24 protein-coding genes are annotated in these 24,872 nt (G+C 50.8%); 11 read left to right on the forward strand and 13 right to left on the reverse strand.

What is annotated here, in order from left to right:
• Nucleotides 1–8 precede the first annotated feature (8 nt).
• Genes metG through ychF form a run of 5 tightly spaced genes read right to left on the reverse strand, consistent with a single transcriptional unit; the run spans nt 9 to nt 6,166 of the window.
• Nucleotides 9–1,961 (reverse strand): methionine--tRNA ligase, encoded by a 1,953-nt coding sequence (gene metG, locus FCL45_RS23995; RefSeq protein ID WP_136795206.1) that lies wholly within the window; start codon nt 1,959–1,961, stop codon nt 9–11.
• Between the two features lie 60 nt (nt 1,962–2,021).
• Complete coding sequence (locus FCL45_RS24000) at nt 2,022–2,921, reverse strand: PSP1 domain-containing protein (RefSeq protein ID WP_136795207.1); 900 nt, start codon at nt 2,919–2,921, stop codon at nt 2,022–2,024.
• 13 nt (nt 2,922–2,934) lie between these two features.
• On the reverse strand, nt 2,935–3,966 hold the full coding sequence (holB, locus tag FCL45_RS24005; protein ID WP_136795208.1) for a DNA polymerase III subunit delta': 1,032 nt from the start codon (nt 3,964–3,966) through the stop codon (nt 2,935–2,937).
• A 53-nt stretch (nt 3,967–4,019) separates the two neighbouring features.
• Nucleotides 4,020–5,051 (reverse strand): 3'-5' exoribonuclease YhaM family protein, encoded by a 1,032-nt coding sequence (locus tag FCL45_RS24010; RefSeq protein ID WP_136795209.1) that lies wholly within the window; start codon nt 5,049–5,051, stop codon nt 4,020–4,022.
• Nucleotides 5,052–5,068: 17 nt separating this feature from the next.
• A complete protein-coding gene (ychF, locus tag FCL45_RS24015; protein ID WP_136795210.1) occupies nt 5,069–6,166 on the reverse strand; it encodes a redox-regulated ATPase YchF in 1,098 nt (365 codons plus the stop codon).
• A 251-nt stretch (nt 6,167–6,417) separates the two neighbouring features.
• On the opposite strand from ychF, the gene FCL45_RS24020 reads away from it, so the two are divergent.
• The 9 genes from FCL45_RS24020 to FCL45_RS24055 all read left to right on the forward strand — a co-directional run bounded on the left by FCL45_RS24020 (nt 6,418) and on the right by FCL45_RS24055 (nt 14,425).
• The gene (locus tag FCL45_RS24020; RefSeq protein ID WP_136795211.1) at nt 6,418–7,710 is read left to right on the forward strand and encodes an amidohydrolase; all 1,293 of its coding nucleotides are present in this window, start codon (nt 6,418–6,420) and stop codon (nt 7,708–7,710) included.
• Nucleotides 7,711–8,232: 522 nt separating this feature from the next.
• Complete coding sequence (locus FCL45_RS24025; RefSeq protein ID WP_136795212.1) at nt 8,233–8,934, forward strand: SDR family oxidoreductase; 702 nt, start codon at nt 8,233–8,235, stop codon at nt 8,932–8,934.
• A 1-nt stretch (nt 8,935) separates the two neighbouring features.
• Entirely contained in the window at nt 8,936–10,081 is a 1,146-nt protein-coding gene (locus tag FCL45_RS24030; protein ID WP_136795213.1) for a DMT family transporter, read from the forward strand.
• 124 nt (nt 10,082–10,205) lie between these two features.
• Nucleotides 10,206–11,714 carry a threonine ammonia-lyase, biosynthetic gene (gene ilvA / locus FCL45_RS24035; RefSeq protein WP_136795214.1) on the forward strand — a complete coding sequence of 503 codons (1,509 nt, stop codon included), beginning with the start codon at nt 10,206–10,208 and terminating at the stop codon, nt 11,712–11,714.
• Between the two features lie 104 nt (nt 11,715–11,818).
• A complete protein-coding gene (locus tag FCL45_RS24040) occupies nt 11,819–12,328 on the forward strand; it encodes a nitroreductase family protein (protein WP_136795215.1) in 510 nt (169 codons plus the stop codon).
• Nucleotides 12,329–12,932: 604 nt separating this feature from the next.
• A complete protein-coding gene (locus tag FCL45_RS24760) occupies nt 12,933–13,304 on the forward strand; it encodes a hypothetical protein (protein WP_228721409.1) in 372 nt (123 codons plus the stop codon).
• Nucleotides 13,211–13,399: a DUF1214 domain-containing protein gene (locus FCL45_RS25445; RefSeq protein ID WP_420811247.1), complete on the forward strand. Its 189-nt coding sequence runs from the start codon at nt 13,211–13,213 to the stop codon at nt 13,397–13,399. The genes FCL45_RS24760 and FCL45_RS25445 overlap by 94 nt, the downstream gene beginning before the upstream one ends.
• On the forward strand, nt 13,329–13,541 hold the full coding sequence (locus FCL45_RS25450) for a DUF1214 domain-containing protein (protein ID WP_136795216.1): 213 nt from the start codon (nt 13,329–13,331) through the stop codon (nt 13,539–13,541). The genes FCL45_RS25445 and FCL45_RS25450 overlap by 71 nt, the downstream gene beginning before the upstream one ends.
• Before the next feature lie 107 nt (nt 13,542–13,648).
• Nucleotides 13,649–14,425 (forward strand): hypothetical protein, encoded by a 777-nt coding sequence (locus tag FCL45_RS24055; protein WP_136795217.1) that lies wholly within the window; start codon nt 13,649–13,651, stop codon nt 14,423–14,425.
• 127 nt (nt 14,426–14,552) lie between these two features.
• Here the strand turns inward: FCL45_RS24055 and FCL45_RS24060 are convergent, their stop codons facing one another.
• On the reverse strand, nt 14,553–15,869 hold the full coding sequence (locus FCL45_RS24060; RefSeq protein ID WP_136795218.1) for an MFS transporter: 1,317 nt from the start codon (nt 15,867–15,869) through the stop codon (nt 14,553–14,555).
• A gap of 238 nt (nt 15,870–16,107) precedes the next feature.
• Between FCL45_RS24060 and FCL45_RS24065 the strand changes: the two genes are divergently transcribed.
• Nucleotides 16,108–16,299, forward strand: coding sequence for a hypothetical protein (locus tag FCL45_RS24065; RefSeq protein WP_136795219.1), 192 nt, complete (start codon nt 16,108–16,110; stop codon nt 16,297–16,299).
• Nucleotides 16,300–16,400: 101 nt separating this feature from the next.
• Here the strand turns inward: FCL45_RS24065 and FCL45_RS24985 are convergent, their stop codons facing one another.
• From FCL45_RS24985 to FCL45_RS24090, 6 genes are all read right to left on the reverse strand, one after another.
• Nucleotides 16,401–16,532, reverse strand: a complete 132-nt coding sequence (locus tag FCL45_RS24985; protein WP_267313999.1) for a hypothetical protein — start codon at nt 16,530–16,532, stop codon at nt 16,401–16,403.
• Between the two features lie 387 nt (nt 16,533–16,919).
• The gene (locus FCL45_RS24070; RefSeq protein ID WP_136795220.1) at nt 16,920–17,147 is read right to left on the reverse strand and encodes a hypothetical protein; all 228 of its coding nucleotides are present in this window, start codon (nt 17,145–17,147) and stop codon (nt 16,920–16,922) included.
• Nucleotides 17,144–18,313: an FMN-binding protein gene (locus tag FCL45_RS24075; RefSeq protein ID WP_136795221.1), complete on the reverse strand. Its 1,170-nt coding sequence runs from the start codon at nt 18,311–18,313 to the stop codon at nt 17,144–17,146. Before FCL45_RS24075 ends, FCL45_RS24070 begins: the two co-directional genes overlap by 4 nt.
• A 17-nt stretch (nt 18,314–18,330) precedes the next feature.
• Complete coding sequence (locus FCL45_RS24080) at nt 18,331–18,636, reverse strand: hypothetical protein (RefSeq protein ID WP_136795222.1); 306 nt, start codon at nt 18,634–18,636, stop codon at nt 18,331–18,333.
• Between the two features lie 50 nt (nt 18,637–18,686).
• A complete protein-coding gene (locus FCL45_RS24085) occupies nt 18,687–20,327 on the reverse strand; it encodes a 4Fe-4S dicluster domain-containing protein (protein ID WP_217907625.1) in 1,641 nt (546 codons plus the stop codon).
• Complete coding sequence (locus tag FCL45_RS24090) at nt 20,328–21,152, reverse strand: tetratricopeptide repeat protein (protein WP_167495609.1); 825 nt, start codon at nt 21,150–21,152, stop codon at nt 20,328–20,330.
• Nucleotides 21,153–21,368: 216 nt separating this feature from the next.
• Here FCL45_RS24090 and FCL45_RS24765 point away from each other — a divergent pair, with 216 nt between their 5' ends.
• Nucleotides 21,369–23,018 (forward strand): sigma-54 interaction domain-containing protein, encoded by a 1,650-nt coding sequence (locus FCL45_RS24765; protein ID WP_228721410.1) that lies wholly within the window; start codon nt 21,369–21,371, stop codon nt 23,016–23,018.
• A gap of 101 nt (nt 23,019–23,119) precedes the next feature.
• Here FCL45_RS24765 and FCL45_RS24100 read toward each other — a convergent pair whose 3' ends face one another.
• On the reverse strand, nt 23,120–24,724 hold the full coding sequence (locus tag FCL45_RS24100; protein ID WP_217907626.1) for a sigma-54-dependent Fis family transcriptional regulator: 1,605 nt from the start codon (nt 24,722–24,724) through the stop codon (nt 23,120–23,122).
• Nucleotides 24,725–24,872 lie beyond the last annotated feature (148 nt).

Consider the following 24,872-nt stretch of genomic DNA (forward strand, 5'->3'; position numbering starts at 1 on the left):
TTCTCATATCAGGCAACGGTGCTGCCGACAGCTACAGGCTTGCTGACCGTGGCCAGAACCAGTCTGGTTTCTCCGTCAACTTCAGTCTTGGCGGCCAGTACCATACCCTGGGAGGGAATTCCCATGAGTTTGGCCGGCTTCAGGTTCGCAACGATCAATACCTGCAAACCAACGACTTCCTCAGGTGCATAATGTTCAGCAATACCTGCTACAATGGTACGTTCCTCAGGTGCTTTTACGGTAAGCTTGAGCAGTCTGTCCGATTTTTTGATCTTCTCGGCCGCCACGACCTCGGCTACCCGGATCTCCACCTGCTGAAACTGCTCAAAGGTAATCAACCCTTCAGCATTTGCAGGAACGCTCTTGTTCGCTTTCTTCTTCTCTTTTTTGGATGTATCGCTCTTTTTCTCATCTTTTCCCATATGCTGTTTTACATCAACACGTGGGAAAAGCGGATCAGCTTTCTGCAGCACTGTGCCTGGGTTCAGCACGTTCCACGCACCTCCCACAGCCAGCAGATTAACAGACGCGTCATCAGCGGCAATACCCAGCCCCGCTACCATCTTATCTGCAGTCTCGGGCATAACCGGCTTGAGCACCAGGGCCAGCAGACGCAAACATTCAGCCAGGTTATACAAGACGGTCTCAAGACGCGGACGCTGCCCCTCATCCTTGGCCAAGGCCCAGGGTTCGTTGGTCACGATATACTTGTTGGCATAGCTCACCAGCTCCCAGACAGCCTTCAATCCCCGATGGAACTGGAATGTCTCCATATTTTTGGTGTAAGCGGCCAGCATCTTTTCGGCAATTTCAGCGAGTTGCTTGTCATTTCCACCTTCCTGTTGCGGTGCAGGAACAACGCCATTGCAATACTTCTGCAGCATGGCCAACGATCGGCTATAAAGATTTCCCAGGTCATTGGCCAGATCGGAATTCTTCCTGGAGACAATGGCCTCACTGGAAAAAGATGCATCAAGGCCAAACGACATCTCACGCAGGGTGAAATATCTGAGTGTGTCGATACCATACGCCTCCACCAGCTCTTTGGGGCGAACCACATTCCCGATGGATTTGCTCATTTTGGTGTTGTCTACGTTCCAGTAACCATGAACATGCAGTTTTTTGTAGAGCGGCACCTCCATGGAAAGCAGCATGGTCGGCCAGTAAATGGCATGCGGCTTCAGGATATCCTTGGCGATTACATGTTCAGCAACAGGCCAGAACTTTTCGTATTTTTCGCCATCGGGATACCCGAGCCCGGTCAGGTAGTTAATGAGCGCATCAAACCAGACATAGGTCACAAAATTTTCATCAAACGGCAGTTCAATCCCCCAGGTAAGACGAGTCTTCGGCCGGGAAATGCAGAGATCCTCCAGTGGTTCACTCAGAAAAGAGAGCACCTCGTTCCGGTAACGCTCGGGGGTGATAAATTCCGGATTAGCCTTGATATGATTGATCAGCTGCTGCTGATATTTCGACATTCTGAAAAAGTAGTTCTGCTCGGCAATCTCCTGCGGCGGCTGCTGATGATCCGGGCAGTTGCCGTCAACCAGTTCCTTTTCCGTGAGGAATCGTTCACAGCCACGGCAATACAGACCTGAGTATTCGTCAAAATAGATATCGCCCTTGTCATAGACATTCTGCAGAATTTCCTGAACAACGGCTATATGATCAGCATCGGTGGTGCGGATAAAATTATCCGGCTCTACCTGGAGAATCGGCCAGGTGTCACGAAACATGCCACTGATACGATCCGCATACTCTTTTGGAGCGACATCTTCCTTATCGGCTGCTTCCGCAATCTTGTCGCCGTGTTCATCGGTTCCGGTCTGAAAGCGAACATCTTCTCCGGAGATTCTGCGGAAGCGGCTATAGGTATCCGCAACAATAGTGGTATATGCGTGTCCCAGGTGAGGCTGGGCGTTTACGTAGTAAATCGGGGTTGTGATATAAGTCGTCATTATCTATTTCGCCTTAGGCGGTCGACCGCCGCTTCTGCTGTTTCAGGGAAGAAGTAACCCTTACTCCCTGTTCTTTTTCTCTTTTTTTGGACCTTTGTCAACTCGGATAATCTCGTAATTTTGCCATTCTGCAGCTTGCAGAACTGTTTCGTCACCCGAATCGGTCTGAACTAATATAGATTGCTGTAACGGATTCTGGCGACGCACCTTGTAAGTTCTGCCATCAATTCTAATCCGTTTACCCGGCTTCGGCATACCTTTACGTTGTTGCCGATAGGTATCGTACTCGTAGGTGAGGCAACAGAGCAGCCTGTTACAAAGGCCTGATATCTTAGAAGGATTTAACGGAAGATCCTGTTCCTTCGCCATCTTGATGGAGACGGAATCGAATTTTTTTATAAACGAAGAGCAACAGAGTTCCCGCCCGCATGTTCCCATGCCACCGATCATCTTGGTCTCATGGCGAACACCCACCTGACGCATCTCGACCCTGGTACGGAACTCCTGAACCAGGTCCTTGACCAGTTCACGAAAATCGACTCGATTGTCAGCGGTGAAGTAGAAAATCATTTTGCTGCCGTTGAAAAACCGTTCGACACGAACCAGGCTCATTTCCAGCTTGTGGCGAACAATCAACCTCTGGCAAATATCAAAAGCTCTGTTTTCCTGATCGGGTAACTGTGCGTAGCGCTCAAGCTCATCATCCCCGGCCCTTCGCAATATCTCGTAGTTCACCTTGGCTTTCGCCTTGCAGCCGCAGATGGGGGCAGGACCGGATACCGCCGCCGGTTCCAGACCATGATCTGTCTTCACCATCACAATATCGCCCCGGACCGGCTTCTCCAGCTGTGAAGATGCGGTGAACATCTGTCCGTCTTCGCGAAAGCGTACCCGGTAATATTCAAGCTGTTTATCGGGTGATGTACCCTCAACTTCCTTTTCAGCTTCTTTATCCGACATGTAGATGTATCCTTTACGATGTGCCGCCATGCAGATGAAAAATCAGCACTTCGCACACAAGAGTTCGATTACAATTTCTTTTCAGCTGTTTTTCAGCTGTATCAACCGCCTGCAGTTTAGCAAAAAGGTCTTCCGAACTCCAGCTTTTCAGTTGATGTGCAATATCCGGACCAACGGCCACCAACGGTTTTTGCCAATTATTATAGGCGTCACCACCACCTTCAGGAATAAGCAATAAATCTCGCAGCCAAAGCCGCAACAAGCCGAGGAGTGGCGGAATGTGCTCTTTCAATTCGGAAAGTTCCTGGGCAACCTTGAGCAGCACACCAACATCACGGTTGGAGTCAACCCCTGCGTCGCTGACCGTTGCAATTATTTTTCCGGCAATAGAGAGCAGTTCTGTTTCATGCAGTAATAACGCCTTACCCGGACTCCCTTCGGCGAGCCTGGCCAGGAGCATGGCCTGCTCTTTATCCATGACTGGCGCCAGTTGCCGCAGAAGCTCTGCACACTGTTCCGCCGGCAAACCGAAAAACGGAATCACCTGACAACGGGAGGAAATGGTGGTCAGTACCTCCTGGGATGCCTCTGCGGTCAATATGAGCAGATTACCAGCCGGAGGTTCCTCGAGGGTTTTCAAGAGGCTGTTGGCTGCCTCCTGGCGCATGGTGTGAACATCCTCCAGCAGCACCACTCTCAGATCAGATTCATATGGCGCATAACCGAGGGTGCGACACATCTCCCGGATCTGATCAATTTTAATGGTGCCTTTTTCGGGTCGTATCACCATATAATCAGGATGATTATCCGAAAGGAACTTTTTACAGGAACTGCAGACGCCACAGGCTGACCCGGGAGTTTCACCACGACAGTTCAAGGTCGCCGCCAAACCACGGGCGAAGAGCTTTTTGCCAACACCATCCGGCCCTTTAAAGACATAGGCGTGAGGCATTCTGCCGGAGCGCATGGTTCTCTCCACCAGAGACTTTGCCTTATCCTGGCCGATGAGCTCCATATGGCTGAGTATGGTAGTAGGCTGATCCATGGCTTCGTAGCGTTACAGGGCGAAGTCGGTCTGCTCTGTCAGAAAGTATATTGTTAGAAAAGAGACTGCTGTTTCTGGCGGGCTATCAGCTGGGCTGGCTGCTCTACCGCCAACGCTTCCTCTTTTTGCAGGGCGTTGAGGTACAGATACCGTTCCAGAGAGCGCTGATAATCACTCCAGCTGAGCTCCGTACTGTTCAATTTTCGTCGTAACTGCTCCAGCACGTTCATCTTCGAGTCCATCTCATCGATGTGATTGAGCAACATCGCCTCGACGGTCATCGGTACCACCGGGGAGCCAAACTCCTGCTTGCCGTGATGACTCAGGATCAGGTGCTGCAACTGTTCCAGCAGGTCTTCGGGAAAATCACGGATACCGGCAGCGACATTGCTGACCATCTCACTGCCCATGACCAGATGCCCTTTGAGCCGCCCACTATCTGTGTAATCAATGATACCGTTTTCCATGCGCAACTCATTCACCTTACCCAGATCATGCAACAGGGCACCGGCGATCAGCAGCGACCTGTTCACTCCCGGATAATGGGAAGAAAGCATGTCAGCGAGCTTGGCCATAGAGAGGGCGTGCTCCAGCAACCCGCCCACATATGCGTGGTGGATTCCTTTGGCAGCCGGCGCCTCTTGAAACATGGTCCAGGTTACTTGATCTTTCTTAAAAAAATGGCTGAGCAGCTTCTTGATAAACGGGTCATTGACGCTGCGGACCAGAGCTTGCAGCTCAGCGGCCATTTCTATGCGATCATGGGGCGTCGAGGGTAAGAAATCGGAGAGATCAACCTCACTGACAGGTACCGGCTGGATCTCATCCACCTTCAGCTGCAACTTGTCCCGGTAGGACTGCACCTGACCACGGACCCGGACACAATTTCCCGGCTTGCAGATATCGTGCAGCTGCTCGGCGTTATCCCAGACAGGCCCGCCAAGCTCACCGCTCTTATCCATCACTGTCAGTATCAGGTAGGGCTTACCTGCCCGCGTTTCCGAAAGCCTGGCGGACTTGACCAGAAAGCGGTCATCTACTCTGGCTCCCTCCTGCAACTCCTCTATAAACATTCGTTTCGACATAGAGCTGGCCGTAATTATCAGACATTAAATCGAAAGTGCATGCAGTCGCCATCGGCCACTACATATTCCTTCCCTTCAACCCTCATAAGTCCTTTTCCCTTGGCTCCGTTTTCACCATTGCAGGTGACATAATCATCGTAGGCAATCACCTCTGCCCGAATGAAGCCATGCTCAAAATCCGTATGGATTTTTCCAGCAGCCTGGGGAGCCTTGGAACCGACCGGGATCGTCCAGGCGCGAGTCTCTTTTTCACCTACGGTGAAAAAGGTCTGCAGACCAAGCAGCTGATAACCGGCGGTGATCAACCTGTTCAGACCAGGCTCTTCCATACCGAGGTCATTCAGGAACTCCTGCTGTTCGTCTACTTCAAGCTGACTCAGTTCCTGCTCGATGGAACCGGCAATCATTACCAGGAGAGCACCCTCATCTTCAGCAGTAGCCCTGAGCTGGTCAACGTACTGGTTGCCGTCTATCACTTCTTCTTCAGTAACATTGGCAACGTAGAGTACAGGCTTGGCTGTAAGCAATGAAAGCTCTTTCACCACGCCCTCTTCCAGTTCACTCTGAATGTCGATCTTACGAGCCGGCTGACCGGAGTCGAGCAGATTCTGCAATCTCTCTAAAAAGACAGCCTGGGCCTTGTAGGTTTTATCACCGGATTTGGCCATGGACTGCGCCTTTTGCAGTCGCTTCTCAACGCTGTCCAGATCTGCCATGATCAACTCCATGGTGATCACTTCCCGATCACGATTCGGATCGATGGAGCCCTCAACATGGACGATATTGTCATCTTCGAAACAGCGGATTACATGAACAATTGCTTCAACCTGGCGAATATGGCCAAGAAACTGGTTGCCCAGCCCCTCACCTTTGCTTGCACCTTTTACCAGACCAGCGATATCAACAAACTCCATCTGGGTGTTGATTTTTTTTCTGGTTTTGGCAATATCCGCCAGTACGTCAAGACGCGCATCAGGCACCGGCACTACACCGACGTTTGGCTCAATTGTACAAAACGGGTAATTTTCAGCATCTATCCCAGCGGCAGTCAAAGCATTAAAAATAGTGGACTTGCCAACATTCGGCAAGCCAACGATACCACAACGAAAACCCATTACAACGACTCCTTTCCTTCAATCACAGCAAGCTACAACACGCCTGTGTGCGCTCTTTCACGATATATGCATTACAGCAGAATACAGCTGACGACATTACTCTATGCCATGTCAGCCATTATAAGACGGCATCCTTTTTTACGCAGATGCAATCTGCAAAACAGAGTATCATACACGGAATTCGAGGAAAATACCCTCTTTTTCACTTTGAGGTTTCCAAAACCGACTGAATCCCATTCACCACAACGACCATGCAAACACTTTTCACCAATTGCACACTCTACACCGGGCCCGGCGCAACACTTGAGCCTGATTCGTATCTGCTTACTGATACCAGCTACATAGCCGATATCGGGCCAATGACCAAGGTAACCATCCCTCCGAGAGCCAGGGTGATCAACTGCAAAGGCCGCATGGTAATGCCCGGCCTGATAAATAGCCATAACCATGCTGCCATGACCCTTTTTCGTGGTCTCGCCGATGACCTGGAACTTTCCGAGTGGCTGCATAAACATATTTTCCCGGCTGAAAAGGCCCACGTGAACCGGGAAATGGTCTACTGGTGTTCACGCCTCGCCATCGCAGAAATGATACTTTCAGGAACCACCTGTGTTGCCGACGCCTACTTTTTTTCCGGTGACTCCGCCCGCGCCCTGCGCGACTGCGGCATGCGCGCCGTGGTCGGGCACGGCATTGTCGATTTTCCAGCACCCAGTGTGCCGGACCCGAAAAAGAATATAGACACTGTTGCCGACTTTATCGAAGAGTGGCTTGATAAGGACGAGTTGATAACCCCTGCCGTATTCGCCCACGCCCCCTACACCTGCTCCCCCAGGACGCTGGTAAAGGCCAAGGAACTTGCAGAAGATCGAGGCGTTCGCTTTTTCACCCATATCGCCGAAAGCCCAAAAGAGATGGAGATGATTATCGAACCCCAGGCGAACACCCCGCTAAGCCATCTTGCCGCACTCGATATCCTGGACCCCGATTCGACACTTATTCACGCCATCTGGCTCTCAGACAGTGACATTAAAATACTTGCTTCAACGGAAACGAAGATTGTCTGTTGCCCACAATCCAACCTGAAACTTGCCTCAGGTATAGCCCGGGTCCCGGAAATGCTTGCAGCAGGTATACCAGTCGGCCTTGGCACTGACGGTTGCGCCTCAAACAATGGACTTGATATGTTTCGCGAGATGGATATTTTCGCCAAGCTCTACAAGGCCAGATACCTGGATGCCACAGTTATCCCGGCAGCCACCGCTCTTGCCAGTGCCACTTCCATCAACGCCGAGACCCTCGGCCTGCCCAAAATCGGCAGACTGGCTAAAGGTAATTACGCCGATCTCATAGTGATCGACACCAACTCACCTCACCTCACCCCAATGTACAACGCAGACCTGCTCGTCTACAGCGCAAGGGGTAGCGATGTGCACTCGACCATGATCCACGGCCGCATGGTTATGGAAAACAGGGAGATTCTCTCGTTCGACCTTACCGAGACCATGGCAAGGGTTCGGGAACTGGCTGGTACTATTTCATAAGGTGCATGGCTCCAGGCTATAGCCTCGCCCCGGAGCCTTGTTGTATTAGCTTACTGTCACCGGCCTGCTCACACTCTCCATGACACCGTTGATACTCTCAAAATGTACGTTGTGGTGTTCGAAATTGATAAAGACCCGCCTTATTGATAACTTCAAGCTGACCAATCAACTCATCGCCCACCAGGCTTTTGTGGACAATCTCAATTGTCCAGCCATTTTGGGGTAAGGAGTCTGCTCAGAAAAACGGCCTTCAGAATTTCGAGGATGGAAAAAACTACCACTTTTGATTATCTTCCTAAGAATCCACTAGCCCAAAAGGAATCGTTGAACTCATTCAGATTACCAGCTTGCCGGTGCCGATCGTTCCTGTTAACATCTTTGGAAGTTGCTGAGTCGTAGGATCAAAAGTTATACCTGCTCTCAGCAACCACCTGTTTCCAACAGAAACACCAGCTAGGAACAGAGATCGCACATCACAAACCCATACGCCTTCCCATAGACATATTTCATAAAGGAAACATAATGACCAGACACGTTGCTCTGATAACAGCCGCCGGCAGTGGCATGGGGGCAGAAATAGCCCGTAATCTCTCGCAAAACGGCTATATAGTAGGCATCCTCTCATCCTCTGGTAGAGGCGAAAAACTCGCGAAGGAACTCGGTGGCTTTGGTGTTACCGGTTCCAACCTCAACCAGGATGATCTGCAGAAACTCGTCGATCTGGCCATGGAGAGGCACGGCAGAATAGATGCACTCGTAAACAGTGCCGGTCACGGGCCAAAAGGTGATATCCTTGAGTTAAGCGATGACGACTGGCACCGCGGCATGGATGTCTATTTTCTCAACGTCGTTCGAATGTGCAGGCTCATTACCCCTATCTTCGAAAAGCAGGGACAGGGAGCTATTGTCAACATCTCCACATTTGCAACCTTTGAACCGGAATCAGCCTTCCCCACCTCGGGAGCATTTCGGGCCAGCCTTGCCGCATTTACCAAACTTTATGCTGACAAATACGCTGCCGCAAACATCAGGATAAACAACATACTGCCAGGATTTATCAACAGCCTGCCAGAAAAAGAACACTTCAAATCCCGTATCCCCATGCGACGTTACGGGACTGTGCAAGAAATCGCTGCAACAGCAGCTTTTCTACTTTCCGACGGGGCAAATTATATCACCGGACAAAACCTGAGAGTGGACGGAGGCATTACCCGTTCTGTATAAAATGAACAGGCAGCAAAAAAGACCAGCCAAAAGCAGGCCATCCAGGCTAAAACAAAAAACGCATTTTCCCTTTGTCCCCCTTAGTCTTGGCCTGGCTTCTGCCCTGCTGTTTGGCCTTGCCACCCCTGCCAGCAAAATTCTCCTGGGTGAATTAAACATTTTCCTGTTGGCGGGGCTGCTCTACCTTGGAGCAGCCCTGGGAGTTATCCCCATATTCATCTTCGAATCACGCCGCCCCGGCACACTCGGAAAAAACAGACACTCGGTTTTTCCACCTAAAGCTCTCTCAGCCCCCCAGACCAGATACATTTCCGCAGCAATCGTTTGTGGCGGTTTTCTCGGACCGCTGCTGCTATTACAGGGCCTGAAAGCCGCCCAGGCCTCGTCCGTTGCCATCTGGCTGAACCTCGAACTGGTTGCCACCGCAATCCTCGGGGTACTGTTCTTCAGGGACCACCTCGGACGCAACGGTTGGACGGGTGTGCTCCTTGCGACAGCAGCCGGAGTGATCATAACGTTTTCAGAGGGTACTTCCGGCCTCACTGCCGCACTGCTTGTTACACTTGCCTGCATCTGCTGGGGATTCGACAATCACTGCACTGCTCTCATCGACAGTTTTTCCGCAGCAGGCATTACTCTCCTCAAGGGCATATTCGCTGGCAGTTTCAGCACCTTGATCGGCATTATCAACTCCCCTGTTCTGCCCGACCCTCTCCTGGTATTGAAAGCGTTGCTGCTGGGTGTAATCTGTTACGGCTTGAGCATTGTTTTATATGTAAGCTGCGCCCAACAAAGCGGTGCCACACGGGCGCAAATCCTTTTTTCCAGCAGCCCTTTTTTTGGTGTTGCCCTGGCTGTACTCCTTCTTGGTGAAGAGTTTTCGCCCGCCCACCTGGCTGCCCTTTGCTGCCTTGCCGGAGCCATCTACTTTTCACAAAAAACGAAGCATTATCATTTGCACAGCCACGAACCGCTCAGCCACACCCACCTGCACCGCCACAACGACGACCACCACAACCACGACCACACCGGCAGCAACCAGCCTAAAGAAGACGGATTTCACTCACACCACCACGACCATCGGCCAATCTGCCACAGCCATCCGCACTATCCAGACCTACACCACCGCCACCAACATGATAATTGATTTTCCACGGAAACGAACTTGACCTGATATGCACATTAGCAGTACGTTCAACAGTCCACCTGTAAAAAGATCCGTTTAACAGCAACAAACGCTACAATAACTACCTACCTAAACCAGAAACACCATGCGCAAGATCATCCGCCAGATACTCACATCCCGGGTCTATGAGGCCGCGGTCGAAACCTCACTTGACCCCGCACCAGCCCTTTCTGCAAAATACAACAACACCATACTGTTGAAACGTGAAGACCAGCAGCCGGTATTTTCCTTTAAGCTTCGAGGGGCGTACAACAAAATTGCCAATTTGAGCGAGAATGAACTCTCCCGGGGAGTAATCGCCGCTTCAGCCGGCAACCATGCCCAGGGTGTTGCTTTCTCTGCCAGAAAGCTCGGCATCAAAGCGATGATCGTTATGCCGGTAACAACACCTGAGATCAAGATCGAAGCCGTTAAACGATTTGGCGCCGAGGTGGTACTCCATGGCAATAGTTATTCCGAAGCAGCAGAACGGGCCACCCAGCTTATTGAAGAGACCGGCATGACCTTTGTTCACCCATTCGACGACGAGCTGGTAATCGCCGGCCAGGGAACAGTGGCAGATGAGATCTTAAGACAAAATCCCGGCAGGCTGGATGCTGTCTTTGTGCCAGTCGGAGGTGGCGGCCTCATTGCCGGCATAGCGGCCTATATTAAAATGCTGCGGCCTGAGGTAAAAGTTATCGGAGTGGAGCCGGAAGACAGTGACGGTATGGCCTGCTCCCTTGAAGCAGGTAAATTAGTCAGCCTCCCCTCTGTTGGGATCTTTGCCGACGGCGTCGCCGTGAAACAGGTTGGCCGTAAAACCTATAACTTGTGTAAAGAGTTTGTCGATGACATCGTCCGGGTCAACACAGACGAGATTTGCGGGGGAATCAAGGCAATTTACCAATCCACCAGATCCATTGTCGAACCGGCCGGTGCCTTGGGCATAACCGGACTTCTGAAGTATATTCGTAACAGCGGCTGCCAGGGGGAAACCCTGGTCGCCATCAATTCAGGCGCAAACATGAATTTCGAACGGCTGCGATACGTGGCCGAGCGCACCCTGGTTGGTGATAGCCAGGAGGCACTCTTCGCTGTGACCATTCCCGAAGAACCCGGCAGCCTGAAGAAGTTCTGTCATGATCTGGTCGGCGAAAGGAACATCACCGAATTCAACTACAGGCTATCAGACCGTTCCAAGGCTCATATCTTCGTCGGAATTTCCATTACCGACAGTGACGAAAGAGAACAATTCAGCAATGAACTGACTGCGGCAGGCTATATCAACATCGATCTGACCGACAACGAACTTGCCAAGACCCACATACGCTACATGGTCGGCGGTAGATCCGAAGAGGTGAAAGATGAACGACTGTTCCGCTTCTGGTTCCCTGAAACCCCGGGAGCACTGGTTCGATTCCTCGATGCCACCAAGGGCAGACGCAACATCTCGCTTTTTCATTATCGCATGCAGGGAGGGGATTTCGGCAGGGTTCTGATCGGCCTGGAATCAGCAAACGGAGATGACAGAGAGCTCATAAGACGGCTTGATGAACTGGGCTACACCTACTTTGAAGAGACGGATAACCCGGCATACTCACTCTTTTTGTAGAGTATGCCTTACTTGCCCCACAAATAGAAAGGGATTACCCGTAATGATTAGCTGTTTATCAATTCACTGACAATCTTTTTCTTCTATATATTCAGGACTTAACCATGGACGTATTCGACGCGATCAACACCAGGCGAAGTATTCGCAGTTATACAGACCAACCTGTTTCAGATGAAATGGTACAGGATATTATCAAAGCAGGCATGCTCGCACCTTCCGCCGGTAATCAACGCCCCTGGCATTTCATTGTTATCCGGGACCAGGAGTTACTTGCCAAAGTCCCGGATTTTCAATCCTATGCCAAAATGGTAACCAAGGCGCCGGTCTCCATTCTGGTCTGCGGTGATCCTGAAGGAAAAAAATGGCCCGACTTCTGGCCGCAGGACTGCAGCGCAGCTCTCCAGAACATGCTGCTTGCCGCCCGCGGGCTTGGCCTGGGTACGGTCTGGGCAGGAATTTATCCTCTGGAAGAGCGTATCGTCGCCACCCGGAATCTGTTTGGCATTCCCGAAAACGTCATCCCTTTCGCCATAATGCCGATCGGTTGGCCGAAAGATGAGTTCACCGCCAAAGACAGATTCGAGCCGGAACTGATCCATCACGATCGCTGGTAAGCTGCCCTTATTTCCTGCAGCCGAAAAGCAACCAGACGATAGAACCTGAAACTGCGACTGGCTTAACGCATCTGAAGCAGCAGCCCGCAACAGTATCCGGATGCTGCTTCAGGCCAATCACATCCTGCCCATTCGTTCAGCGCATCACCTTCGTCCCCTCACATCCAGTGTGATTATCTTGATATCCTAAAGACCATCCGGTATTACCTTGAACCTCTTCACCGCATAGTTACAATTGAAATACCATAGTCCTACCGGGGCCCCGGGGCATTTCTACCCAGGGGACAGTGCCGTTACTATCAAGTACCCCCCGCCCTGATTCTGGCATACCCCTAAAGCTGTCACGATTATTTACCTGCTTCACACCCCGCTATTCACCGATCTTTGTCGGATTTTTTTTGCGCTTTTGCTTTTGCTTTAACCCGGCCAGGGCCGAAGCTGCTTTAAAATACGCTGCTCAGCGAGGAGGATGTATGAAAAGACCGACACAATTGGCGGCTTGCAAGCGGTTACTGTATGCGATGTGCCTGACCTTCTTTTTCACCTACCCTCTCTCAAAATGCATGGCCCATCGGCGAGATGTTCAAGCATGCTGGCAAGCTTGATGAAAACAAATCCGCCCGCCCCGGAGGATAACGATATAGTAGATGGAATGGCCAGGATCGGCCAGATTGAAATGGCACTGTTTCTGAAAAAGCAGAAAACCACCAACGGCTGGCTCTGCTTCACCAAAAGGGTCGGCAACTTCGACACCGATTACCTGCTGCGTGCCATGGCCAATCTGCTCGGTCCCGGCTGGAACAGGCCGGCTGATGCCGTCTATCCGCTGTCTCAAAAGATGGTGATGGCAACAAGTATGACGGCTCCAGATACAACTATGTCATCCACTTTGAAAAGGGCCAACTTCCCCCTGTTGATGGTTTCTGGTCGCTCACAATGTATGACAAGGATCTCTTCCTGGCCCCGAACCAGATAGACAGGTACAACCTCAGCCAGAGCGATGATTTTATCTATAACCAGGACGGATCTGTGGATTTTTTATCTCCAGGCCGAATCGCCGGGAAAGGATAAAGAGGCTAATTGGCTGCCTGCTCCCAGGGACACGTTCAGCCTGTGTCTGCGGGTATATGGGCCCTCCGATACCTCACCGTCAATCCTCGATGGCAGCTGGCAACCGCCACCGCTACTAAAGGTGCCAAAGGGCAAAGAGTAAAACATGTTTTCATCGCCCCTTATTCAATAACCGGCAAGCAAGGCAGATAAGCGCAGCACTACTGCGCGAACCCAATTTTTTAAATTTCAAAAAATGGAGACAGGACAATGCATGCAGATACAAAAAAAACAATCGGATTTCTGACTATGGCTTGCTGTATGGTCGCTCTGCTCTGCGGTTTTGCAGATGTTCCCAAAGATGACGAGAATATTAAACTGCTACGATTCGACGGCATAAACGGCAACCGCTATTCCGAAATTTTTCTGATCAGCGGCAACCCTGAGACCAAGGAACTCAAGGGTGGGGTCTACCAGACCATCGGCCTCAATGACCCGAATAACGTCGGGGATACCGCCCCGGCTGCCATCCTGGACAAGATGGACATGAAAGCTTTGGCAGAAGAGTACGGCATTGTAAAAGCATACAAAAATGGCCAACGACTGTGGACCTTGGACTGGCTTGAAGTCAATGTTGGAACACAGAGAAATTTCCAGGGGTTGAACGGTCGCTGGGTCATGTGGCTGGATGTGCCGGAACATCTGGGGGGCAGTCAGGATAAAGTTGCCTATCGGCCGATGACAGGAAAGCGGGATACGCAATTTGGGATTAACAAGGGAACACGAGTCTATCTCCTCGATAGCCCCGAGGGGATAACCTATTACATGAAGTCAGCCAGCCAAATCCTCTTTCCTGACCAGACCTATGACAGCCTCAAGGATCTCGGCAATACGCTGACGCTCCCGGAAGGATGGAAATTCAGGACTGTTGTCCTGGATAAAGACCTCGTTTTGACACCAAACGACGGTAAATGCGAGATCTGCCAGGACAGTTTTGGCAACAGCTACGATCGAACCGGTGGCCCTTACAGTAGCTACAACCCATGATAGCTGACCGTGCAAAAGACAACCCCGGGCACACGGAGCCGGGATTATCTATCTGAATAACGATTGCCTCCCCTGCACACAAAATTGCAACAGGAAAGGCCAAGGCCGCAGTGCAGGCAGCATAAAATTACTGGGACGCGGTATCGGACTGTTCCATTTCTTCAACAAGCTCTTCAAAACTCTCTTTAATTTGTTCACCATCCTCAGCCATGGCTGCCTCAAGCTCATCGAGTTCAACTTCAGGGTTGAGGGAGGCAGAGAGTGGTGTTGGCGCAATGACTACGAACTTGCCGCGTTCGTCTTTGACCTCACCTCTCCGTTGTGATCGGTACGCGGCAAAAATACTTATAAACAACATCATCACTGCCAGGCTGGCATAAAAGGCTGAAGGGCCATAGAAATCCATAGCAAAAGCGGTGAGCGGTGAGCCGATCGTTGCCCCGGTCGCACTGAGCAGAACCAGGGTGCCGCTGGCGGCGACCATTTGGGTGGGAGTCAGGTAATCGTTGGTATGCACACCACAGAGCGCATAAAGCGGCATGGTGAGCCCGCCGATTACAGCTATCAGGAAGTATTGGAGCAAACCGGATTCCGGCAGGAAGATGGCGTACAATGAGGCACAGCCCCCTGCCAGTGAGGCAAAGATGATGACCTTGCTTCTGCCAACAGAATCGGACACCCAGCCCAGCGGATACTGGAGGACGAAACCTCCGACAACCAGTGCCCCCATGAAGAGAGATACCTGCTGCGCAGTCATACCGACTTCAGTGCCGTATACTGCGCCCATGCCGAAAATCGCTCCATAGCACATGCCGTTCATCAACATACCGACCACACCCAGCGGCGTAACCCGGTAAAGCTGGATGATAGAAATGTTCTCCATCAGCTCAAACTGCGGTGCCCGTGCTGTGGAGAGCAGGATGGGAATAACCGCGATGCTTATCAGCAGGGAGGAGAGCACGAAAAGCTCATAACTGTCGGGAGAGGAGATGTTCAACAATAACTGGCCGCCCGCCAGACCGGCCAGTGAGACCACCATGTAAATGGAGAGCAGCTTACCGCGGCTACCGTTGTCGGCAGCTTCATTGAGCCAGCTTTCCGCCACGATATAAAGACCTGCATAGGAAAAACCGGTGACCAGCCTCATGCACCACCAGACGGGAGGATTGACGAAAACGGCCTGTACCAGAATCGAGGTGGAAGCGAGGGAGGCGAGCGCACCGAAGGTCCGGATGTGGCCGACATTCAGCACCATCTTCGGAACCCGTCTGCAGCCGAGGATCAGGCCCAGGAAGTAACCCGACATGACGATACCGGTCAGGGTAGTGCCGAAATCCTCCATGGAGGCACGCACGCCGAGCAACGTACCCTGCAATCCGTTACCGAGCATAATGAGCCCCATACCAAGAAACAGTGCCCAGCAATTGGAAATAATCGGTAACATGTTGCTATGTCGGCTCCACGATGATTAGTACGTTGTCGGATTTATCCTGACAGCAACACCACTTTTTTATAAACGTGGCTGCTCATCCGGACAGAGTGTTTTCATCCTTTAACTAATCTTACCGCCCGTTTCAATCTGAATCAGATGAATCTATAGGGAAATCGTCGAATCGTTCTTCTCGTAACGAGCGATCAGTTTCCCCGCTACCTCAACGTTTCGCTCTTTTCGATTATCCTGCATGGCGGCAAAACCGACTTCTAACAAGCAGGCCCGCATATCAGCAGGGAAGACCCTGAAGCACGGCCAGGCGAAGCCTCCGAACGGCGTTACCGGTATCGGTCAGGTACTGGAAAAGAGGTTAGAGGAGATAAGCGTAGACTTCCTGTGCGCGGTAGTCAGTGCCAGCCAGCCTGGCCTGAAGGTGCGTTAAAGCCTGCACATCCTAGATATCATTCATCAAGTTACGCTTTTAAAACTTTTCAGGCGACACTATTGTATAAAAAATCACAAAAACACTCGACTCATCCCACATCAATCATAACTCCACTTTCTGCGAAGTGACCAGATTCCACGCTGGCCACCGCTCGGCTCAGGCTGGGTGACGATGATCTGATTGCCCTCACCCCACCAGGCAACTACATAATAATATTTTGTGTAGAGCATACCGATCCGCTCACAGTTTTTACCTGTTATCTCGATCTCGAAGTTGATTCCAACCTGAGCGTCAACGGCACCCGGATCTCAGGATCTGCTGGACGGGCTCATAGGAATTCGTGGTTATCTCAATTTTCAAGACAAATGGTTTCTGCCATACTACGCAGATGTCGGTACCGGTGATTCCGAAGTAAGCTACAACCTTTTTGCCGGCGTCGGATACCGGTTCAGCTGGGGAGATGTCAGGCTCGGCTACCGATATCTCGACTTTGATATGGATGATGAGAAGTACATGGAGGATCTATCAATGAGCGGCCCCGTACTCGGACTGGGGTTTCGATTCTAACCTGGATATTTCATGAAACATCCAGGTTAGAATCGTCAAACAGGGCTGCCTCAGGCACCATCGGTATTTATACCCTTTGTCAGTTCCTTATAGTCGATCTCCTGAACCTCTTTAGTGCTGAGCTTCGTCTGTTCCTTCGTATGGTTCTTTTTTGTCGAGGCAACGAAAAGGGGCACGGCATTCTCCTGTGTTGCCGTTTCATAAAATTTTGGAACGACTTCCCAGCCGCAAAGAACCATAAAGCCTATAAAAAGAAGAATTGAAGCCAACTTTTTCATTTCACTATCTCCCTGACTGGCTGTGCCTTTGCAGAGGCTGGCTGTGGTGCGAACGCCCTCCTTGCAAATCGCAAGTAGGAAATGATGGCACTGGTCGGGCAAAAGAGATGGCACCAGGGTCGCTTGAACATCAATGATGCAAGTACCACCAGGATTGTAATACTGTAAATTATCCCTGAACCAATGAAATTGAACACCTTCCCAAAAGGCTCATACATCGCGTATGAAGGCGATTTGTAGTAAAGGGCCGCCATCAGCACCATCAATACCCAGCTCCGGCCTGCCCATACCATCCATTTTTGCTGAACAGGTGCTGAACAACCGGTGATCTTGCCAAGCCCCTCCTGGATTGCTCCAAAAGGACAGATATAGGTACAGAAAAGATTCTTTCTGGTAACAAGGAAAGCGAGGATGGCTAACACAAGGCAGAGAAGTGCGGCATAGCTGGACATCCCTTTCACCCAGGAACCGTTAAGCAGTGAAACGACGGTGGCCAGCGAATATTGGGCACCAAGCCAAAAGCCGAGCACCACTACAGATGTGCTGAGAAGTACGGCCCGGGCTCGATTTTTCTTTTTGATTTTTCCAGTCGTTATGATAAACGCCGCGACAAAAAACAGGCAGATAACCGCAAGCTTGAGTTTTTCAGGAGTTGCAGGCTCCGCCTGTTTTTTTACCTGCCGTATTCCGAACTCTGTGGAACCTATCTGCTGGGCAGCGCGCTCGATCCCCCTGATGACAGCAGCCGAGGAAAGAGTCGCGCCACTCACCGCATCAACTTGCGGTGAGTGATCGATTCTTTTATCAATAAATCCTTGCAACACTCCGAGGCCTGTGATCTTTTCGAGATACGAACGAGTATCGGAACTGGAAAGTATTGCCGTATGGCGGATCTGCTTATCATTGTCGATAACCGCGGCAACCTCCATCAGGCCGCCGTAACTCGGTTCGCAGGCAGTGGCAACATAGAAGATTGTATCCTGATTGGTGCGGCTTTTGGCCTTGTAGAGGTTATCGCCTATCGGGCGTACCTCAATTATGTCATCAGCAATATTGGACAGCTGTTCTAATACAACTCCAGTAGCTCGATATTGCCCTCCCGCCCAGGCAAGAATCAGGGCGAGAGGAACCAGCAAAGAAGCGATTAGCCGGGAAAATCTAGACACAGGATCGTCCTCACAATTTACGCTTTTGCCTTTTTGAAGACGAAGAGTTTGACCAGTATAGCCATGATAATAACATGGGGGACCCCAAGGTATCCAATGAAGTAGTAGCCACCATGTGACTCGTATTCACCCATCAGGGTCGTGCCGCCAGCCACAACGAGGCAGAATGAGAGAAAGCAGCCGTACATCGCCGCCATCTGCCACCAGGCAACCTTCTTCTTGTAGTATTTCAGCCATTCGTAAGCGCCTGCAATGACCAACACCTGCAGAACTCCCATCCCCATCCAAAAGAGATAATCAAGTATCGTTGTTCCGGGAAACATCCTGTTCTCCTTATATGTTTTCTGATGTTCGATTGTAGATATAGGCTCTGTTAATCCATACCGTGGTATTCCCAGGTTTTTTCAATATCCTTGAACACTTCTTCAGCCCGCAGATACCATGGCGGATTGTGATAGACCGCTTCCTTGCCACCAAGCCAGTCCGCCTGAAAGTCTTCCCCTTTAGGGTACTTGAAGAAGTTTTTCTGCATGGCGAGCAAGCCTGAGGCAACCAGTCCGGTAGGATCGCGGGGCTCAATCTCTCTTGATAAGGTGTGAATCCAGGTGTTTTTTCTTGAATACGGGCAGACCCCGATGCAGACCCGGCAACCCAGGGCATCGACGGTATGTCCGGCAGCCCACTGGCTGTAACATTTTTCGTCGTCGAGCAACCATCGCTTGAAGCCACGAACCACAGTAGTAGGTTCATCTTCAAAGGAAATGGCTCCTGAAGGACAGGTCTCAGCGCAGATTTTGCATTTCATGCAGAATTCCGACATCTTTACGCTGATTGGCTCGTCGTACTCGAAATCGATATTGGTAACAACCGCCGCGGGCCTCACGTTGCAGCCGAGCTCCGGCACCATTACCATACCAGAGCGGCTGTACTCGCCGAGACCTGTGGTCAGCATGTAGGGCTCCATCATGATTTCATAATGGTAACCGGGGAATTGGGCACGGGCCGGGTAGCCGAGCTCATTGATAAAACGCTCAAGCAGACCGGCTGTGATACGAGAACGGAAATAGGCGTCATAGGATGTGCAGTAGCCGATGGCAGAATAGGTCTGATCCCAGTACATCGGAACCCCGAAAACAATGATCGATTTCCAGTGCTCAGGCACCTTGTCACCCCAGTCTGCACCGCCGTTCGGCATGCCGCGCATCTTGTTGGTAAACATAAACCTGGGATCGAACTTGCCAATTCCGACGATGGATGTACCGAAGAGATGTGCCATGCGTTTGATCAGGTCCGTTGCATGTTTCGGCGACTTGAACTCCATCGGTTTCTCACGCTTGACATGGCGGTAATCCCACTTTTCAGGCGGTTGTGGCTCACCTGTTTCCTTGTAGGCATCATCCGGTTCTTCCGGGACGGTGGAACCGTAGCGGTTGTACATACCGCCGTGAGCCAGCGCTTCGGTGTATGCTGCCGGCAGGGTGTACCGCTCATGTTTGCCCTTTTCCCAGTCTTCCCTGCTTTTCGCCCGCTTTTCGAGAGAGTCCAACATTATTCGATACTTTTCAGGATATTTCCTATAGTACTCTCCGACCTTGCCTGGAAGCTTTTCAAGCCCCATCCCGGGATTCCACTCCCCTTTTTGCAGCAGACCGACAACCTCTTTGAGCCTGTCGAAGATGAAGTCATACCGGTCCGGGCGCTCCACTTTACCCACAGGCTCCATCATAGCGGCAGTTTTTACCCGAAACGGCTCCCGGTTAAAAAACATGTCACCGCCCTGGTAGGTGCGACCATATCCTGTGTAGGCATCATCTGAACGGCCGATCTTGAATCCCGCCGCGCCTGCTCCCGCCAGGGTTGCGGCCGCCGCGGCAACTCCTCCGACCTTTAAAAAATTTCGCCTTGAGAGATTGGCGCAATCATCGACTGATGGATCATCGTTCACCTCCTGGTCCAGCTTTGTGTAATTTTTAGGATCGGTTATGATATCCATCGCCTCATTCTTTTCAGCCATTTACCTATCTCCTCTTTTTTCTTTTTGCGGCTGGTTGGTTGAACAGCCTGAGCAACTCTTTTTCCCCGCCGGTAATGATGACTTCACAAAAGCTGCAAATTCCGGGTAGGACTTTTGAACAATTTCGGCATAGGCATCATGCGCCTGCTTATCTCTGTTTTTCAGAATCTGTAGCCGGGAAACCACGAAGTCCCGGCTATCCAGGTCAATTCGGCATAAATCGATGTGACAGCGCACCGCCTCTTCGTACCTATCAAGGGCCAGCATAGCGTCTCCTTTCAATTGGAGGGGAAGAGTCGCTGTACCGTGTACCCTCATCGTTTCATCACAAATACATGCCGCCTCCTCAAAACGTTCCATGCTGAAGAGTGCTATGGTAAGCCCCTGGAGTGTCTCGAAATGGGCTGGATGAACACCATATGCGCCCCTGAAATATGGCAACGCCTCTTCTGCACGCCCGAGATTGAGGAGAATCTCCCCGGTGACATACTGCACCTGCCAGTCCTCGGGCTTAAGGGCCGCAGCCTTACTAAACCAGATTAGGGCCTGTTCTTTCTTTTCCAGATGCAGATGACACAGGCCGCCGTTGAATAGTGCTTCGAAATAGTCGGGACGCGAATTCACCGTATCTTCCAGACATTGCAATGCATCGTCCAGCCGCCCCTGCTGCATCAGTAGCGTCCCCAGCTTGCAATAAATGACCGGATCTTCATCGTGCGGGTCGATGAGTGCTTTCAAGAGCTCTTCGTCCAGGCTGTACATCTCCTGCAACTCGTCCACCATCGCTTCCCTGTGCTTCTCACTCACTTGCTCAGATGCTTCCATATCCATCACCTCTCGGTTGAACTGTTTACGATCACATCGATTTTAGAGCAAAGGGTGTGCCATAACATTTTATCCTGAAATTACAGACCTATAGGTTGTCGAAGAGATCAGACAACCGTTGACATTACGCTATTTCGTGAATATAAATGCTATTGGACAAGATGTATCAAATAGGGTAATCTCTCACACTCTTTAACTCTTAAAGGGATTTTATTTATGAAAGATGACGATTTTTTCCGTACTTTAGCGATCCATATATCCAACAGCCTTGAACTCTCCAAGTCACTCAGGGCTATCTATGATTTTCTCTCCAGGGAATTCCCCCTGGTGGGCATCTCACTTCACCGCTACAACCAGGAAATGCGCTCTATGCAGCTGGATTTCCTGGTAACATCCAGGGATTTTCATGAACTGGACCAGATCATTCCGATGGATGATGAAGATATTGAAATCATCATGGAACACGAGCAATGCTCACTGATCAGTTACTCCCCGACATCTTCCCACAACTGTTTGGCCGCCAAACACCAGCGGGCAATTGCCGAGTACATTCCAACCGGGGATCGTGCCTACCTGGTTGTCATTCTCACTGCCGGCCAACAGACAGTCGGCCACTTCGCCCTGATTGGAGAAACGGTGGATTGCTTTTGCGAAAAGCATCTGCACAAGCTTAGCCTGGCCAGAATTCCGTTGAGCCTTGCCATGGTCAATATGCTCCACTACAAGAAAATAAAGATGCTGCAGCAGCGACTCGACGAGAAGAGAAAGCAGCTGGAGGGAGAGGTCGAACTGTTACGGGATACGGCAATCATCGGCCGGGATGGTGGCTTGCGGGATACCCTCAAAATGGTTGAACAGCTTGCAGGCAAGGAGATCCCGGTGCTCATCCTGGGTGAAACCGGAACCGGCAAAGAGGTTATAGCCGATGCTGTTCAGAGAGTATCGCCCAGGCGCGGTAAACCGTATGTAAAGGTAAACTGCGGTGCAATCCCCGAAAGCCTCATGGACAGTGAGCTGTTCGGTTATGAAAAAGGTGCTTTTACCGGAGCACTGACGACAAAGCCGGGGAAGTTTGAACAGGCCGATGGCGGCACCCTTTTTCTTGATGAGGTGGGAGAACTGTCACCGCAGGCCCAGGTACGACTCCTCAGGGTATTACAAGAGCATGTGGTGGAACGGGTTGGCGGAAGCAAATCCATAGCCGTGGATGTCAGGATTATAGCCGCAACGAATCGACCTCTCGAAAATATGCTGCAGGATGGAAGCTTCCGCGACGACCTCTTTTACCGCCTGAATGTCTTCCCTGTCACCTTACCGCCACTCAGGGAAAGAAAACAAGATATCCCCCTGTTGATACATACCTTTGCTCAGGAGTATGCAAAACGAATGAAGCTTTCCCACGAAATTCAAATTGAGAGCAACTCGCTGGACAGACTGGAGCGATATTCCTGGCCGGGAAATATCAGAGAGCTGAAAAACATTGTCGAAAGGGCACTCACCTTAAACAACACCAGTCCAGTCGACCTGGCCCGACACCTGCCCAAGGATGACGGCTGGTATCTTACTGAACAGGAAAAGGACGGCTATTTAAAAAAGCTGATCAAAGAGCAGTTGCTCGAGGTGTTGGATGGAGGGCTGGCAAAGCTTCCAGAGCACAGCAGCGAAAAGTCGCAACATGAGCAAAAAACCGAACTGCTCTCACTGGATGAAATCAACACCCGGCATATACGAAATGTTCTCCAGCACTGTCGTGGCAAAATAAGTGGCCCAGGAGGCGCGGCCGAGATACTCGGCATAAATCCCAATACTCTGAGAAAGAGGATGCAAAAACTGAAGATACCTTTTGGTGGTCGGGAATATGCATGACAGATTGTTGCGGAATGGCCTCGTGCTGCTGCAACAATCTCGCAATTCCACCATCACAGCTGCTACCCGGAGAAGACCACTCTCCCCATTTACCCGGCAAGCTAATGCGCTTTTAGTTTTCGATACAAGGTTGCAAGTCCGATCCCAAGCAGTTTTGCCGCTTCCCGCTTGTCGCCCCCTGCCAGTTCCAGTGTTCTTTTAATGTGATCTTTTTCTAATTGCCTTAAAGTCCTGCAACCTTCTGAACCGGTATAGGAGTCTTCTGCTTGCCGCAGCTCAACAGGCAGGTCCGCCCTGGTTATCATTCCCCTGTCACACAGGGCGGCAGCTCGGTAAATTACATTTTGCAATTCACGGACATTGCCGGGCCAGTTATATTGAAGTAGTGATTCTGCGGCAGCGGAAGAGAAACCGGTTGCCACGGATTGCATCTCATGGGCTGCCTCTTTTAAAAAGCAATGGGCCAAGGGCAAAATATCTGCTGCTCTTTTTCGTAAGGAGGGAATCGTCAGTTCTATTACCCTGAGGCGGTAATAGAGGTCCTGGCGGAAATTCCCCCCTTTAATCTCATCTGTCAGAACCTTATTCGTTGCGGAGATAATGCGAACCTTTACCTTTCGCGCACCGTTCTCCCCTATACGCCTGATCTCCTTTTCCTGTAACACCCGCAACAGCTTGACCTGCATTTTCAGGGAGGTTTCGCCAATCTCATCCAGGAAGAGTGTGCCGCCCTCCGCCTCTTCAAAAACGCCCTTGTGATCTCTTTCAGCACCTGTAAACGCTCCCTTTGTGTAACCGAAAAGTTCACTCTCCAGCAGCGTCTCGGAAAATGCACCACAGTTAACTGCAATAAAGGGCTTATTTCCACCGCAGGAGGTGTTGTGGATATAGCGGGCCAGGACCTCCTTCCCCACACCGCTTTCGCCGGTGATTAAGACAGGAGAGTTGACACGGGCTGTCCTGGAGGCCAGATCAACCACATCCTGCATTGCTTTGCTGCGCACAACCATCCCCTCCAGAAAAGTCCTCTTTCGTTCGAGATGTTCAAGGCTATGCCGGGTTTTTTTAAGTTGCTGCTCAGTATCACGAATCCGGGAGGTCAGTTCCTCGAGAATATCGTTTGTTGAAGCCATACCATAGAATGGCAACTGGGTTTGCAAGGTGCTTCCCCATTTTTCTGCATAACGTCCTTCCATTTCACAATATTCATCACCCTTTCCAATACATTTCGTTTCCAGAAAATAGACATCCTTTTGACGTTTGAAGGATTCATAGCCACTGGCAAAACCAGTCAGGGTCCAGCAGACGGCTTCATCTGCCACCCCGAAATGCATGAGGTGCTGCTCTGCCTCATAGGAATGTTCCAGCCGTGAATGGATAAGGGGTTGGTCGCTTTCACCGTCAGTCTCGGAGATCGCTGTGGTGAAGACGAGACCATAGAGCATATGCAGATGTGCTCCGCCCTTTGTTGCATGAAAGAGTTTGGGGGATTTACTCTTCAGCATCTCGGCTGTCCTCCAGCCATGTGCATAACCATAGCGAGTCAGTACGTTTTTAGCTCCATACTCCCCGAACACCTGAATAAGTTCTTTGCGTAAGAGACCGCGAGATATGGAATCGCCTATGAGTACCCGCTGATCAAGAAAAGAGATGATTTTAGTTTCCGAATCAACTTTGAGCAGGTCTTTCAAATGTAATTCTCTCATATCCATCCGCATTTTTCCTTATCTGGTTCAGTCCCTTGTTTTTGTTAATAAGAAATTAACATAACAGAATTTTTCAGTTTGAGAATCGTTTTCTCAAGTTGAGAATATATGACAGGCGCCATACACACAAAAACCCCTAAAAACCTGT

The organism is Desulfosediminicola ganghwensis (genome assembly GCF_005116675.2).
GTDB classification, from domain to species: domain Bacteria; phylum Desulfobacterota; class Desulfobulbia; order Desulfobulbales; family Desulfocapsaceae; genus Desulfopila; species Desulfopila ganghwensis.